General features: G+C 71.5%; 12 protein-coding genes. 5 read left to right on the top strand and 7 right to left on the bottom strand.

Going from position 1 to position 13549, the window contains the following annotated elements; genetic code table 11:
* Nucleotides 1-88: 88 nt before the first annotated feature.
* The 3 genes from mdh to gloB all read right to left on the bottom strand — a co-directional run bounded on the left by mdh (nt 89) and on the right by gloB (nt 3180).
* The gene (gene mdh / locus MFF56_RS17790; protein WP_066921492.1) at nt 89-1051 is read right to left on the bottom strand and encodes a malate dehydrogenase; all 963 of its coding nucleotides are present in this window, start codon (nt 1049-1051) and stop codon (nt 89-91) included.
* 419 nt (nt 1052-1470) lie between these two features.
* Nucleotides 1471-2046 carry a TetR family transcriptional regulator gene (locus MFF56_RS17785; RefSeq protein ID WP_066921490.1) on the bottom strand — a complete coding sequence of 192 codons (576 nt, stop codon included), beginning with the start codon at nt 2044-2046 and terminating at the stop codon, nt 1471-1473.
* A gap of 354 nt (nt 2047-2400) precedes the next feature.
* Complete coding sequence (gene gloB / locus MFF56_RS17780) at nt 2401-3180, bottom strand: hydroxyacylglutathione hydrolase (protein WP_238230515.1); 780 nt, start codon at nt 3178-3180, stop codon at nt 2401-2403.
* 196 nt (nt 3181-3376) lie between these two features.
* Between gloB and MFF56_RS17775 the strand changes: the two genes are divergently transcribed.
* Nucleotides 3377-4111 carry a class I SAM-dependent methyltransferase gene (locus MFF56_RS17775; RefSeq protein WP_066921486.1) on the top strand — a complete coding sequence of 245 codons (735 nt, stop codon included), beginning with the start codon at nt 3377-3379 and terminating at the stop codon, nt 4109-4111.
* A gap of 231 nt (nt 4112-4342) precedes the next feature.
* On the top strand, nt 4343-6205 hold the full coding sequence (locus MFF56_RS17770; RefSeq protein WP_238230513.1) for a PAS domain S-box protein: 1863 nt from the start codon (nt 4343-4345) through the stop codon (nt 6203-6205).
* Between the two features lie 35 nt (nt 6206-6240).
* Here the strand turns inward: MFF56_RS17770 and MFF56_RS17765 are convergent, their stop codons facing one another.
* Complete coding sequence (locus MFF56_RS17765; protein WP_066921482.1) at nt 6241-7449, bottom strand: DNA topoisomerase IB; 1209 nt, start codon at nt 7447-7449, stop codon at nt 6241-6243.
* A 140-nt stretch (nt 7450-7589) separates the two neighbouring features.
* Here MFF56_RS17765 and MFF56_RS17760 point away from each other — a divergent pair, with 140 nt between their 5' ends.
* The 3 genes from MFF56_RS17760 (at nt 7590) to MFF56_RS17750 (ending at nt 10238) form a co-directional block, all read left to right on the top strand.
* On the top strand, nt 7590-8759 hold the full coding sequence (locus MFF56_RS17760) for a glycosyltransferase family 4 protein (protein ID WP_238230511.1): 1170 nt from the start codon (nt 7590-7592) through the stop codon (nt 8757-8759).
* Nucleotides 8756-9430, top strand: coding sequence for a class I SAM-dependent methyltransferase (locus MFF56_RS17755; protein WP_066923489.1), 675 nt, complete (start codon nt 8756-8758; stop codon nt 9428-9430). The genes MFF56_RS17760 and MFF56_RS17755 overlap by 4 nt, the downstream gene beginning before the upstream one ends.
* 238 nt (nt 9431-9668) lie before the next feature.
* On the top strand, nt 9669-10238 hold the full coding sequence (locus MFF56_RS17750; protein WP_238230509.1) for an NAD(P)H-dependent oxidoreductase: 570 nt from the start codon (nt 9669-9671) through the stop codon (nt 10236-10238).
* A 457-nt stretch (nt 10239-10695) separates the two neighbouring features.
* Here the strand turns inward: MFF56_RS17750 and MFF56_RS17745 are convergent, their stop codons facing one another.
* Genes MFF56_RS17745 through MFF56_RS17735 form a run of 3 tightly spaced genes read right to left on the bottom strand, consistent with a single transcriptional unit; the run spans nt 10696 to nt 13352 of the window.
* Nucleotides 10696-11007, bottom strand: a complete 312-nt coding sequence (locus tag MFF56_RS17745; protein ID WP_066919322.1) for an oxidase — start codon at nt 11005-11007, stop codon at nt 10696-10698.
* A gap of 9 nt (nt 11008-11016) precedes the next feature.
* A complete protein-coding gene (locus MFF56_RS17740) occupies nt 11017-11676 on the bottom strand; it encodes a cytochrome c oxidase subunit 3 (protein ID WP_066919324.1) in 660 nt (219 codons plus the stop codon).
* On the bottom strand, nt 11673-13352 hold the full coding sequence (locus MFF56_RS17735; RefSeq protein ID WP_066919326.1) for a cytochrome c oxidase subunit I: 1680 nt from the start codon (nt 13350-13352) through the stop codon (nt 11673-11675). The genes MFF56_RS17740 and MFF56_RS17735 overlap by 4 nt, the downstream gene beginning before the upstream one ends.
* Between the last annotated feature and the right edge of the window lie 197 nt (nt 13353-13549).

Raw genomic sequence — 13549 nt, 5'->3', positions numbered from 1 at the left:
CTCCTCGCGTCCACCGCAGGGCTTGAGAGTCCCGGTCAGGGCACGCGCGGCGCTGGCATACCAGAGACCAGGGCCGCGCGCGAACGGCTCAGGCGAGCGCGCCGTTGATGGACTTGCAGGCCTCGATCAGGCCCTTCACGGAGGCGACCGACTTGTCGAACATCGCCTTCTCGTCGGCGTTGAACTCCACCTCGAGCACGCGCTCGACGCCGTTCTCGCCGATCACGATCGGCACACCGATGAACAGGCCGTCGATGCCGTACTGGCCGGTGAGGTGGGCGGCGCAGGGCAGGACGCGCTTCTTGTCCTTCAGGTAGCTCTCGGCCATCGCGATGGCCGAGGCCGCCGGGGCGTAGAAGGCCGAGCCGGTCTTCAGGAGGTTGACGATCTCGCCGCCGCCTTTTCGGGTGCGCTCGACCATGGCGTCGAGCTTCTCCTGGGTGGTCCAGCCGAGCTTGACCAGGTCGGTCAGCGGCACGCCGGCCACCGTCGAGTAGCGCACCAGCGGGACCATGTCGTCGCCGTGGCCGCCGAGCACGAAGGCGGTGACGTCCTCGACCGAGACCTTGAACTCGTCGGCCAGGAAGTGGCGGAAGCGGGCGGAATCGAGCACGCCCGCCATGCCGACGATCTTGTTGGCCGGCAGCCCCGAGAACTTCTGGAGCGCCCAGACCATCGCGTCGAGCGGGTTGGTGATGCAGATGACGAAGGCGTCCGGGGCGTACTGCTTGATGCCGTTGCCGACGGCCTCCATCACCTTCAGGTTGATGCCGATGAGGTCGTCGCGGCTCATGCCGGGCTTGCGCGGCACGCCCGCGGTGACGATCACCACGTCCGCGCCCGCGATCGCCGCGTAGTCGCTGGCGCCGGAATACTTGGCGTCGAAGCCGTCGACCGGCGCCGACTCGGCGATGTCGAGGCCCTTGCCCTGGGGCACGCCGTCCGCGATGTCGAACAGCACGACGTCGCCGAGCTCCTTCAGGCCCGCGAGGTGGGCGAGCGTGCCGCCGATCTGGCCGGCGCCGATGAGCGCGATCTTGCTGCGTGCCATGGTGCGATAAACCTCTGCTGTGCCTGGTTCGACAGGGTGAAGCTTTGGGCGGACGCCGCCGCGGGGTCTTGGCTCACGCGTTCAGTCCGGCGGCCCGCGCGTCGCGCTGGCTGCGCCGGTCTTGTCCGGGCGGCTGTGTGGCGGAAAAGCACCTCTGCTTCAACCCGACCAAGGTCGGGCAAGCAGGCATCGGGCCAGACGCCGGACCGATCCGGATCCGGCGGCGGCCAGGAAAAGTCCTGCGCTCCGAGCAGGTTATTGCCGCATCGCGGCATCCGCCGCTGGCGGCAAAGCTCTGATGACAGGATTCGAAAACTGTCATTTCGCCTTTCGGGGGCGGCTCTGGGCCCGAAAAGCAAGAGGCCGCGGACCCTGCGGTCCACGGCCTCGAGAGGGGCATGCGCGTCGCGGAGCGGCCGTCAGAGCACGCCCGCGCGCAGCACCCGCTGGATCGCGTGGATCACGGCACCGAAGCGGGCCTCGACGAGGTCGCGCGGCACGTCCGCGTCGTGCTGGATGGCCAGGGGATGCGTGAAGCGGTAGCTGGCGTCGAAGATGTAGGCGATCGCCCGCTCCCGGTCGCGCGCCGAGAAGGTCCCGGCGATCAACCCCTCCTCGACCACCCGCTCGACCAGGCTGCGCAGGCGCACCCGGTGGCGCCGGGCGATCGGGCGGGCCGCCACCGTGGCGTCGAGATGGACGGCGAACAGGTTGGGCTCGCTCGCCAGCGCGTCGCGCTGCAGGGTGGCGAGCGCGGTGAGCAGGCGCTCGATCTTGTCGTCGGCCGGATCCGGCGCGTCGGCGATGCCGGCCAGATGCGCCTCGATGTCCCGCAGCCAGCGCCCCGCCACGGCGTCGAGGAGCGCGTCCTTCGACGGGAAGTAGCGGTAGACGTTGGCATGCGTCATGCCGGCTTCCGCCGCGACGGCGACGACCGTCACGCGCTTCGGACCGAGGCGGGCGAGGTGTTCGGTCGCGATCCCGAGAAGGCGCACGTCGGCGGAGACGGGCGCGGTTCGGCTGCGGAGGCCCGGCGCCGGGCGTCCCGCCCGGCCCTCGGCCCGTACCGCCTGCGCATCCCCCTCGATCTGCGAAGTCCGGTCGAGCGCCTCCGCAGAGGCGTCGGACGTCAGGTCCGATTCCGGCTGGACGAAGGGCAGGGGCAGGCGTGAAGAGGAAAGGTGGTAGGGCGAGACGGACCCCCATCTGACCGGGAAGCGTCCCGACGCTTCCGTGAACCTTGTAGTCTCCCCCTGGGAGGCTGTTTAGGAGGGGCATCGCTCTCCCCTCCGTTGTCCTATGTTCATTTTGGTTTGTGAACGCAACAAATTTTTCTTGTTGTAGCTCGTTCAGAAGCGGTTCTTCCACGCTCGCAGCGCGACGAAGACCGCGGCCGGATCGCCACCAGCGGGAAGATCAACGGCGTGTGCAACCGTCGGTTCGCGCACGCGCAGGAACGGGTTGGCGTCCCGCTCCGCCCCCATGGTCGAGGGCACGAGGAAGCGCCCCTCGGTGCGCGCGCGCTCGGCCTCGGCGGCGCGGGCCTCGAGCGCCGCGTTGCCGGGCTCCACGGCGCGGGCGAAGCGGGCGTTGGAGAGGACGTAGTCGTGGCCGCTGAAGACCTGCGTGGCGTCGGGCAGTGCGTCGAAGCGCTGCAGCGAGCGCCACAGCGTCTCGGGCGGGCTCTCCATCACCCGGCCGCAGCCGAGGGTGAACAGGGTGTCGCCCGCGAACACGATCTCGGCACCCGAGAACCAGTAGGTGACGTGGTCGAGGCAGTGGCCGGGCGTCTCCCAGACCTCGGCCTCCAACGCGCCCACCCGCACCCGGTCGCCCTCGCGCACGTAGACGTCGGCGTCCGGCACCGCCTCGCGCGCCTTCTCGGGAGCGGTGAGGCGGGCGCCGGTGGCGCGGCGCACCTCCGGAATGCCCTCGATGTGGTCGCCGTGCCGGTGGGTCACCAGGATGTCGGTGAGCCGCCAGCCCGTCTCGTCGAGGGCGCGCAGCACGGGCCCGGCCTCCGGCACGTCGATCGCCGCGCAGGCGCCCGTGCGGGGATCGTGGATCAGCACCCCGACATTGTCGCTGCGGCAGAGGAAGGTGCGGGTCTCGGCGGCGCCGGCGCTCATGGTTTCCTCCGGTCCTCTCTCGGGCCTCTCTCGGGCCTTGCACGGAACTGTAGGCACAGAACCGTAACCGAAACCGGCCTGTTCCACGCCCCCGAAAGGCCGCGCCGCTTGCCGTGGCGCCGCGCGCTCCCCATTGAAGGCGACGCGCCCGCGCGCGGGCCCCGCCCGCATCCCGTCCCCGCCGCCGCGACCGACCATGCGCCTTGACGTGACCGACCTGCGGGCCTTCTACGCCACGCCGCTGGGACAGGTGACGCACCGCGTCGTCGGCCGTGCGGTGCACGGATTTCTGGGCTCGGTCTCCGGCCTGCGGGTGCTCGGGCTCGGCTACGCCACGCCCTATCTCGGGCCGGTCCACTGCATCGCCGAGCGGACGCTCGCCTTCATGCCGGCGACGCAAGGGGTGGTGAACTGGCCGGGCACCGGCCGGTCCTGCTCGGCGCTCGCCGACCCGACCATGATGCCCCTGCCCGAGGCCTCGGTGGACCGGGTGATCCTCGTCCACGCGCTGGAATCGGTCGAGAGCCCGACGGAGCTGTTGCAGGAGGTCTGGCGCACGCTGACCCCGGGCGGTCGGATGGTGCTGGTGGTGCCCAACCGCCGCGGCGTCTGGGCCCGGCGCGAGGCGACGCCCTTCGGCCACGGCCAGCCCTACAGCCGCTCGCAGCTCGGCCGGCTGATGCGCGACACGCTGTTCTCGCCCGAGGGCTGGGCCGAGACGCTCTACATGCCGCCCGTGCGCTCGCGGCTGATGCTCCGGACCGGCCCGGCCTGGGAACGGCTCGGCACGGGCCTCGCCCTGCCCTTCGCGGGGCTGCACGTGGTCGATGCCACGAAGCAGCTCTATCGGCCGGTCGCGGTGCAGCAGGTGCGCCGCGCCCGCCGCCTCGCCCCGGCCCGGGTGCTGGTGCCCGCCCCCTCGCCCGGTTGAGGGGGGACGCCGCGCTCGCGCGTGCCGGACCGGGCCCGACGCGCAACCCGAGGGCCGACGAGAGCCGTTCCCGATCGCGTTGCCATCGGGAACGGCTCCAACCTCTTGTCCTGACGCGCTCTCTGGCGCCGAACCGGCGTCCACTTCGGCGCAAGAGCGCTCTAGCCGCCCCGCGAAGATCCGAGGTAGGCTCGGGCGACGGCGTGCACGGAGAGATCCCGGAGAGATCCAATGGGCGGCTCGCCTGGATGGCCCCACGGCGACGGCGAGATGGCCGCGCGCATCCGCGCGCACGACTGGGCCGCGACATCGCTCGGCGCCGTGGAGGGCTGGCCGCCCTGCCTGAGGGCCGCGGTCGACCTGCTGCTGCCCAGCGGCTTCGCGATGGTCGCGCTCTGGGGCCCCGAGTGCATCCAGATCTACAACGACGCCTACCGCGACCTGATGGGCGCCCGGCATCCCGGAGGCCTGGGCCAGGCCGCCGCCGCGTGCTGGTGGGAGATCCGGGATGCCACGGCGCCGATCTACCGGCGCGTCCGGGCCGGGGAGACCGTGATGCTCCAGGACACGCTCTTCCCCCGGACGCGGGACGGGCGCCCGGAGGATGCGTGGTTCACGCTCTCCTACAGCCCGATCCGGGACGCGGACGGCTCGATCCCCGGCATCCTCCTGGTCATCGTGGAGGCGACCCGCCAGCACCGGGCCGAGGGCGCGCTGCGGCAGAGCGAGGAGCGCCTCGCCGCGATCTTCGCCAACGCCGCCGTCGGCCTGTCCGAGCTGGCGCAGGACGGCCGCTTCCTGCGCGCCAACGACGAGATCTGCCGCCTGCTCGGGCGCCCGCGCGAGGAGGTGCTGCGCCTGAGCATCCTCGACGTCACCCACCCGGACGACGTCCCGCCGAGCCTGGACGCGGTCGCCGAGGTGCTCCGCAGAAATCGGCCGGTCTCGCTCGACAAGCGCTACCTGCGTCCGGACGGCACGTTCGTGTGGGCGAACAGCCGCGTGCAGGTGCTGCACCACGCCACCGGCCAGCCCAGCACGCTCCTGGCCGTCACCGCCGACCTGACCGAGCGCCGCGCCGCGGAGGCGCGCCTGCGCGAGAGCGAGGCGCAGTTCCGCGCCCTGGCCAACCTCGTCCCCGTCATCCTCTGGCGCTCGGACGCCAAGGGGACGTCCCACTCCCAGAACCAGTCCTACCTCGACTATTCCGGGCAGACGGCGGAGGAGGCCCAGAACCTGGGCTGGCTCGAGGCCATCCATCCCGAGGATCGCGGCAGCGCCCGCGAGGCGTTCCGGAGCGGGCACGACAGCGGCCGCCCGATCGCGACGCAGCATCGCATACGCCGCAGGGACGGCCAGTACCGCTGGTTCCTGGTGCGGCAGGTGCCCATCACGGACCAGCGCGAGCGCGTCACGCAATGGTTCGGGGCCGCCATGGACGTCCACGAGATGCACGAGCTGCAGGCGCGCCAGGCCGTGATGGTGGACGAGCTCCAGCACCGGACCCGGAACCTGATCACGGTCGTGCGCTCGATCGCCCAGCAGACCATGGCAAGGACCGGGCCGACCGAGCAGTTCCGCGAGCAGTTCAACGACCGCCTCGCCGCGCTCTCGCGGGTGCAGGGCCTGCTGTCCCGCTCCGATCAGGAGCCGATCACCATCCGGGCGCTGATCCGCGCGGAACTCGACGCGCTCGGGACGCCCGCCCTGCTGGAGCGCGTGGCCCTGGAGGGGCCGGTCGTCGCCCTGCGCAAGGCCAGCGTGCAGACGCTCGCCCTCGCCCTGCACGAGTTGGCCACCAACGCGCGCAAGTACGGCGCGCTCTCCGACGACCGGGGCGAGCCCTGGGTGAGCTGGGACACCTACGGCACGGACGACGGCGAGCGGCGCCTCCTGCTGACCTGGCTGGAGGAAGGCACCGCGCAGGCCGACGACGAGCAGGGTGCCGCGCGACGCGGCTACGGGCGCGAGCTGATCGAGCGGGCGCTGCCCTATGCCCTGAAGGCCCGGACCAGCTACGCCTTGCGGGATGGGGAGCTGCGCTGCGCCATCGATCTGCCGCTGACCGAGCCGGCGACGGCGCTGCGCTGGTAAGGCCGTCCCCGAACCCCGGGCGGCCCGTTGAGACCTCAGGGGGCTGCCTGGAGCGCCGCCTCGGCCTGTCCGGTCCGCCCGCGGGGCTGCCTGCCCGCCGCCGCGCGCCGCTTGCCGGACCCGGCTCGGCCCGCCGACTTTCCGCGCCCGGCCCGGCGCTTCACCTCCGGGCCGGCCTCCAGGCGCTGGCGCAGCAGAGTCAGCACCGCCGCCTCCTCGGGCCGGAGCGAGGCCAGATCCTCCGCAAGCTCCGTCTCGACCGCCTCCTTGACCTGCAGCAGCAGGCCGCCCTCCAGGTAGCAGTCGAGCACCTGGGGGTGGATGTAGCACTTGCGGCAGATGGTCGGCGTGTTGCCGAGCCGCGCGGCCACGCCCTCGATCGCGGCCCGCACGTTGGTCTTGGCCTTGGCCTGGCTGTCGAAGGCCTCGAACTCCCGGAGCGCCAGGGCCGCCAGCACCGTGCCGGCCCAGGTCCGGAAATCCTTGGCGGTGAAGTCCTCGCCGGTGATCTCGCGCAGGTACGCGTTCACGTCCTGCGAGGTGACGTCCCGTTGCGCGCCCTCTGCATCGAGGTACTGGAACAGCTCCTGGCCCGGCAGGTCCTGGCAGGCCTTGACGATGCGGGCGACGCGCCGGTCCTTGAGCGAGAGGTTCCAAGTCTTGCCGCTCTTGCCCTTGAAGCGGAAGGTCATCGCGGCCCCCTCGACCTTGACGTGCGGGTCGCGCAGGGTGGTCAGCCCGTAGCTCTTGTTGGTGCGGGCGTAATCGTCGTTGCCGACGCGGATCAGCGTGGTCTCGAGGAGGTGGACCACGGTCGCCAGCACCCTCTCGCGGGGCAGGCCGGTGCGGCGCATGTCGGCATCCACGCGCGCGCGGATGGCGGGCAGCGCCTCGGCGAAGGCCATGATCCGGCTGAACTTGGTCGATTCCCGCGCGGCCCGGAAATCCGGATGGTAGCGGTACTGCTTGCGCCCCTTGGCGTCGCGGCCCGTCGCCTGGATGTGGCCGTTGGGGCGCGGGCAGATCCAGACGTCGGTGTAGGCCGGCGGGATCGCGAGCTTGCGGACGCGCTCCAGGGTCGCCTTGTCGCGCACCGGCCGGCCCTCGGCGTCGCGGTAGCTGAAGCCCTTGCCGCTCCTGCGGCGGGTCAGCCCCGGCCGGGCGTCGTCCATGTAGGCGAGGCCGGCTTCCGCGGCGGCGTCGCGGGGATCGACCACGCTGGTGTCGCAGGCCGACTCGGCCATGGCTCAACTCCCTGAACTGGTAGAGCGACAACCGTGGGGCGCGCGCGCCCGTTCCGGACCGCACCCATCGGCCGCAGCCGTTCGCAACAGGCCTCGCGGGGCGTGCTACAGGCCTCGCGGGGCGTGCTACAGGCCTGCGCATGGACGCACCCGCCACCCCCCTTCCGACCCCGATGCGCAGCCTCGTCTTCGTGGTCACCGAGGACTGGTTCTTCGCATCGCACTTCCTGCCGCTCGCGCGCGCGGGCGTCGCGATGGGCCTCTCGGTCGCGGTGGTGACGCGGGTGCGCGCGCACCGCGCCGCCATCGAGGCGACGGGCGCGCGGGTGGTGCCGCTGGAGGCCGAGCGCTCCAGCCTCAACCCGATGGCGGCGGGCTACGCCGCGGGCCAGCTCGCCGCGATCCTCAAGGCGCTCAAGGCCGACATCGTGCACTGCATCGCGCTGCGCGCCATCCTCGTCGGCGGCACCGCGGCCGCGATGGCGAACGTGCCGGGCCGCGTCTACGCGCTGACCGGGCTCGGGCTGATCGGCGCGCGCCAGGACCGGGTCGGCGGGCTCGCCCGCACGGCGCTGCGCCACCTGATCCGCGGAGCGCTGGCCTCGCGCCGCACCCGCTTCCTGTTCGAGAACCCGGACGACGCCCGCGCGCTCGGACTCGACCCGGCCGACACGGCCGTGACGATCGTCGGTGGGGCGGGCGTCGATCCGGCCGCCTACGCGCCCGCGCCGCTGCCCGCCCAGCCGCCGCTGCGCGTGGCGCTCGCTGCCCGCATGCTCTGGTCGAAGGGCGTCGACGTCGCCGTCGAGGCGGTCCGGCTCGCGCGCGGGCGGGGCATCCCGGTGGAGCTCTCGCTCTACGGCGCGCCCGACGCCTCCAACCGGCGCGCGATCCCCGAGGAGACCCTGCGCGGCTGGAGCCGGGACGGCGTGGCGTGGCACGGCGCGAGCCACGACGTGGCGGGGGTCTACGGCGCCCACCACGTCGCCTGCCTGCCCTCGCGGGGCGGCGAGGGCCTGCCGCGCACGCTGCTCGAGGCGGCCGCCTGCGGGCGGGCGCTCGTCACCACCGACGTGCCGGGCTGCCGCGACCTCGTGCGCGACGGGATCGAGGGCCTCGTCGTGCCCCCCGACGATCCCGAAGCGCTGGCCGGGGCGCTCGCGCGCCTCGCCGCCGACCCGGACCTCGTCGCGGGCCTGGGCGAGGCGGCGCGCGCGCGCATCCTCTCCGGTGGCTTCACCGAGGCCGCGGTGGCGGAGGCCGTCTGCGGGATCTACCGGGAACTCCTGGCGGGGACAGCGCCGGCATGAACCGCCTCACCCCGGAGGCCGCGGAGAGCTTCATCCTCGCCAACACCGCGCTGCGCCCGGTGCCGCACGCGCCCGAGATCCGGCTCCACGTCGCCGACGAGGCCACCGCGCTCTGGCAGAGGACCGAGGAGGAGCTGGAGGCGATCGGGCTGCCCCCGCCCTTCTGGGCCTTCGCCTGGGCGGGCGGACAGGCGCTCGCCCGCTACCTCCTCGACAACCCGGACCTCTGCGCGGGCGCCCGCGTGCTCGATTTCGCCTCGGGCTCCGGCCTCTGCGCCGTCGCGGCGGCGCGGGCCGGGGCGGCGCGGGTGCTGGCCAGCGACCTCGACTCCTTCGCGCTGCCGGCGATCGCCCTGAACGCGGCGGCGAACGGGGTGGCGGAGCGGATCGCAGCGACGGCCGAGGACCTGATCGGGCGGACCCCGGAGGCCGACCTCGTGCTGGCGGCCGACATCTTCTACGAGCGCGACCTCGCCGCGCGGGTCGGGGACTGGCTCGGCGACCTCGCCGCGCGCGGCACGCGGGTGCTGGTGGGCGACCCCGGCCGCTCCTACCTGCCCCGCGCGCGCCTCGAACAGCTCGCGAGCTACCGCGTCCCGGTGACGCGGGCGCTGGAGGATGCCGAGATCAAGGAGAGCCACGTCTGGCGCTTTCGCGACCGGGATTCCTGAGCGACCGGGATTCCTGATCTCGCGCCGGGACGGACGGGTCTTTTCGGTTTCCCGGCATGAACCATCTGGCTTAACGCCCCGGCCAGAACCATCTGGCACTCTGGCGTTCGCGGACGGTCCGGGCTTTGCACCCCGGTCCGCACGCGTCACGATGGGCGTCCCGAACCCGCCGCCGCAGCCCTCACGCCCAGGGGTCTTCTCGGGCAGACCGGAGGTTAGCCGAGTGTCCCCTGGTCCGATGTCCCTGCCCCGCGTCGTCGCCTTCTCGGCCAGCGCCAGCCGGCCCTCCCGCACGCGGGGCCTCGTCGAGGCGGTGGCCGCCGACCTCGCCCGCGCGCGCCGCATCGATCTGGCGGTCTACGATCTGGTGGATGCGGGCGCGGGCCTCGTCGTGGCGAGCCGGGACGAGTTGCCCCTGCCGGCCCGGCGCATCGTCGAGGCGATCGAGGACGCGGACGCGCTCATCGTCGGCACGCCGGTCTACCAGGGCTCGTACGCGGGCCTGTTCAAGCACGTCTTCGACTTCGTGCGGCCGGAGGCGCTGCTCGGAAAGCCCGTGGCGCTCACCGCGACCGGCGGGGGCCTGCGCCACGCGCTGGTGGTGGAGCATGCGCTACGCCCGCTCTTCGGCTTCTTCGCCGCCCACATCGCGCCGACCTCGGTCTACGCGGGCAGCGCCGAGATGGAGCAGTGCCGGGTCGCGGATCCGGCGCTCGCCGAGCGCGTGCGCGCGGCGGCGGGCGAGCTCGCGGCGCTGATCGAGGTGGGGCGGGCCAGGACCGGGCAATCCTCGGCGCCCGCGGCGTAGGCGCTACTCTCCCTCCCCCCTCTGCGGGGCGGGTGGGCCGGCCGTCAGGCGGGGTCGGGTGAGGGGAACCCCGCTTCAGATCATGGCTCAGCGTCAACGCCGAGTACTCTGCTGAGCCGTCGCTCCCCTCTCCCGTCACCCTTCGGGTGCCAACCCTCCCCCGCAGAGCAGGGCGATCGCATATGGCGGGGGTCGTCTCCGAGATCGCCACTGGAACCGCGCCGCGCCCCCTCTCCCATAGGGAGAGGGTTGGGGTGAGGGGTATGACCTCACAGGACGGAGCACGCCATCGACGCGCGTTCAGGTCGAGCCCTGTTCGGACGCCTCATACCCCTCACCCGGCTTTCTGCGAAAGCAGACCTCTCCCTATGGGAGAGGGGACCCACGCCTGACCGGGGCTAGGCTCGGTCGTCATATGCGATTGCCCTCCCCCGCAGAGGGGGGAGGGAGAGCGACGTCAGCGCGCCAGGTAATCCGTCAGCGTCATGCCGACCAGGATGGCGACCCAGAAGAAGCCGAGCACCGAGAACAGCTTCACCAGCGGCGGCTCCTTCAGCACCTCCATCGAGACGAGGAGGATGAGCGCCACCATCACGGTCACGACGGCGAGTTCGAGCGCCCAGGTATAGGCGAAGGGCACGGTCGCCCCGAGCGCCACGTTGACGGCCAGCAGCGCCAGCAGCGCCAGAAACGTCAGCACCGGCTTGCGCATGTGGCGCCGGAACAGCGCGCGGTCCTCGGGCGAGAGATCCCTGATCGGGTTGCGCATCGCCCTCCCCTACCGGTTGACCACGTAGAGGATCGGGAAGGCCAGGATCCAGACCAGATCGATGAAGTGCCAGTACAGGCCGTAGACCTCGATCCAGTTCTGGTGCCGGCCCAGGAAACCGGGCTTGGCCGCCTTCCAGGTCATCCCGAGCAGGATCGCGATGCCGGTGAACAGGTGCAGCGCGTGCAGGCTCGTCGCCACGTAGTACAGGTTCACGAAGAGCCGCGAGGCCGGGCTCTGGGCGAGCTCGTAGGGCCGCCCGGACAGGAACGGCATCATGTGCTCCTGATAGTCGGCGTAGTACTCGTAGCCCTTCAGCAGGAGGAAGAGCGCGCCGAGCGCGGCGGTGGCGAGCATCATTCGCACCATCGCGCGCTGCCAGCCCATGCGCGAGAACTCGATCGCCATCGACATGGTGAGGCTGGAGCAGATCAGCACCACGGTGTTGGTCGCGCCGATCCAGAACTTGAGATGGCGCGCGGCCTCGACCGTCGCCTCGGGGTGCTGGATCCGGGTGATCAGCGCCACCAGGAACAGGGCGGCGAAGAGCAGCAGCTCGGTGATCAGCCAGGCCCAGATGCCGAGCGTCGCGGCGTAGCGCTGCTGCGCCACGCTCTCGAAATGCTCGGCGCGGGCGACGCCGACGCCCTCGGGCAGCGCCTCGCTCATCCGTGCTGGCTCCGGCTCTCCTGGGCCTGGATCGGGTAGTCGTAGGGGATCCTCGGCACCGCCGGATCGCCGAGGAAGTTGTGGGTCGGCGGCGGCGAGGAGGTCTCCCACTCCAGGCCCTTGGCCTCCCAGGGGTTGGCCGGCGCCCTGCGGCCGAACCAGAGCGAGTAGACGAGATAGAGCATCGGGAAGAGGTAGCCCGCCGCCAGGATGGTGGCGCCCGCCGAGGAGAGGATGTTGAGGAGCTGGAACTCGGGCGGGTAGGTCGCGTAGCGCCGCGGCATGCCGAGATAGCCGAGGATGAATTGCGGGAAGAAGGTGACGTTGAAGCCGAGGAAGATCAGCACCGCCGAGATCCGGCCCCAGGCCTCGACGTACATCCGCCCCGTGAACTTCGGCCACCAGAAGTGCAGGCCGCCTAAGAACGCCAGCACCGTGCCGCCGACCATGATGTAGTGGAAATGCGCCACCACGAAGTAGGTGGCGTGGACGTGCTGGTTCACGGCGAGCGTGGCGAGATAGAGCCCCGTCAGGCCGCCGAGCACGAAGAGCCCGATATAGCCCATCGCGTAGAGCATCGGCGTGTCGAGCCGCAGGCGGCCCTTATGGATCGTCGCGGTCCAGTTGTAGACCTTGACCGCGGACGGCACCGCCACCGCGAAGGACAGGACCGAGAAGGCGAGGCTCGCCAGGTCGCTCTGCCCGTTGACGAACATGTGGTGGCCCCAGACGAAGAAGGTCACGGAGGCGAGCCCGATCGACGCGTAGGCGACGAAGCGGTAGCCGAAGAGCTTCTTCTGGGCGAAGGCCGGCACGATCTCGGAGATCACCCCCATGCCGGGCAGGACCATGATGTACACGGCCGGGTGCGAGTAGAACCAGAACAGGTGCTGGAACAGCACCGGGTCGCCGCCATAGGCCGGATCGAACACCCCGATATGGAAGGCGCGCTCCATGATCAGCAGGATCAGCGCCGTGGTGATGACGGGGGTGGCGAGCAGGAAGATCAGGCTGGTGGCGTAGTGCGCCCAGACGAAGATCGGCAAACGGAACCACGTCATGCCGGGCGCCCGCATGGTGTGGATCGTGACCACGAAATTGAGCCCCGTCAGGATCGACGAGAAGCCCACGATGGTGACGCCGATGAGCGCGGGCAGCACCCAGGTGTTCGAGAAGGCCGTCGAGAGCGGCGCGTAGAAGGTCCAGCCCGTATCGACGCCGCCCAACACCACCGAGACCATGGTGAAGAACGCGCCGCCCATGAAGACGTACCAGCTCGTCAGGTTGAGCTTGGGGAAGGCGAGGTCCTTGGCCCCGATCATCAGCGGGATCAGGAAGTTGCCGAAGGTCGCGGGGATCGACGGGATCAGGAAGAACCACACCATCACGACGCCGTGGATGGTGAAGGCCTTGTTGTAGGTGTCGTTCGTCATGATCGCGCCGTTCGGCACGACGAGCGCGAGGCGGACCACGCCCGCCGCCACCGCGCCGATGACGAAGAAGGCGGTGATCGCGGCGAGGTAGAGGATCGCGATGCGCTTGTGGTCCGTGGTGAGGAACCACGAGCGGAGCGTCGATTGCGCGTGGAGGTAGTCGGAGGGGCGGCCGAGCGTGGCCTCGGGCGCGTGCGGCTCGCGGTTGGCCACCCCGCCCTCGACGGTGCCGGATGCGCTCATGGCCGGTCTCCTGGGACACGCCGCGGTTCTGATTGGCACACCGCCCTTTTCCCGGGCGCATGGAGCGCCAGCGGAATGCGACCCGGGACCCAGCACGAGACGTCGCGAAGCGTCCGAATCCTGCAACGCCGCAGGGAGATCGCACCGCTGCGCGGCCCTTCATTCGCTGGATCCCGGATCACCGTCCACTGCGTTCC

This window comes from Methylobacterium hispanicum, from assembly GCF_022179285.1.
GTDB lineage: Bacteria > Pseudomonadota > Alphaproteobacteria > Rhizobiales > Beijerinckiaceae > Methylobacterium > Methylobacterium hispanicum.
The sequence above is the reverse complement of the archived record's forward strand: the minus strand, read 5'-3'. Positions and strand labels throughout refer to the sequence as shown.

What these genes read in the sequence shown, in the direction of transcription:
- MFF56_RS17750 (WP_238230509.1), top strand. Translation starts at nt 9,669, where the DNA reads ATGTCCCTGCCCCGCGTCGTCGCCTTCTCGGCCAGCGCCAGCCGGCCC.
- MFF56_RS17740 (WP_066919324.1), bottom strand. Translation starts at nt 11,676, where the DNA reads ATGAGCGAGGCGCTGCCCGAGGGCGTCGGCGTCGCCCGCGCCGAGCAT.
- gloB (WP_238230515.1), bottom strand. Translation starts at nt 3,180, where the DNA reads ATGAGCGCCGGCGCCGCCGAGACCCGCACCTTCCTCTGCCGCAGCGAC.
- MFF56_RS17755 (WP_066923489.1), top strand. Translation starts at nt 8,756, where the DNA reads ATGAACCGCCTCACCCCGGAGGCCGCGGAGAGCTTCATCCTCGCCAAC.
- mdh (WP_066921492.1), bottom strand. Translation starts at nt 1,051, where the DNA reads ATGGCACGCAGCAAGATCGCGCTCATCGGCGCCGGCCAGATCGGCGGC.
- MFF56_RS17765 (WP_066921482.1), bottom strand. Translation starts at nt 7,449, where the DNA reads ATGGCCGAGTCGGCCTGCGACACCAGCGTGGTCGATCCCCGCGACGCC.
- MFF56_RS17760 (WP_238230511.1), top strand. Translation starts at nt 7,590, where the DNA reads ATGGACGCACCCGCCACCCCCCTTCCGACCCCGATGCGCAGCCTCGTC.
- MFF56_RS17745 (WP_066919322.1), bottom strand. Translation starts at nt 11,007, where the DNA reads ATGCGCAACCCGATCAGGGATCTCTCGCCCGAGGACCGCGCGCTGTTC.
- MFF56_RS17775 (WP_066921486.1), top strand. Translation starts at nt 3,377, where the DNA reads ATGCGCCTTGACGTGACCGACCTGCGGGCCTTCTACGCCACGCCGCTG.
- MFF56_RS17735 (WP_066919326.1), bottom strand. Translation starts at nt 13,352, where the DNA reads ATGAGCGCATCCGGCACCGTCGAGGGCGGGGTGGCCAACCGCGAGCCG.
- MFF56_RS17770 (WP_238230513.1), top strand. Translation starts at nt 4,343, where the DNA reads ATGGGCGGCTCGCCTGGATGGCCCCACGGCGACGGCGAGATGGCCGCG.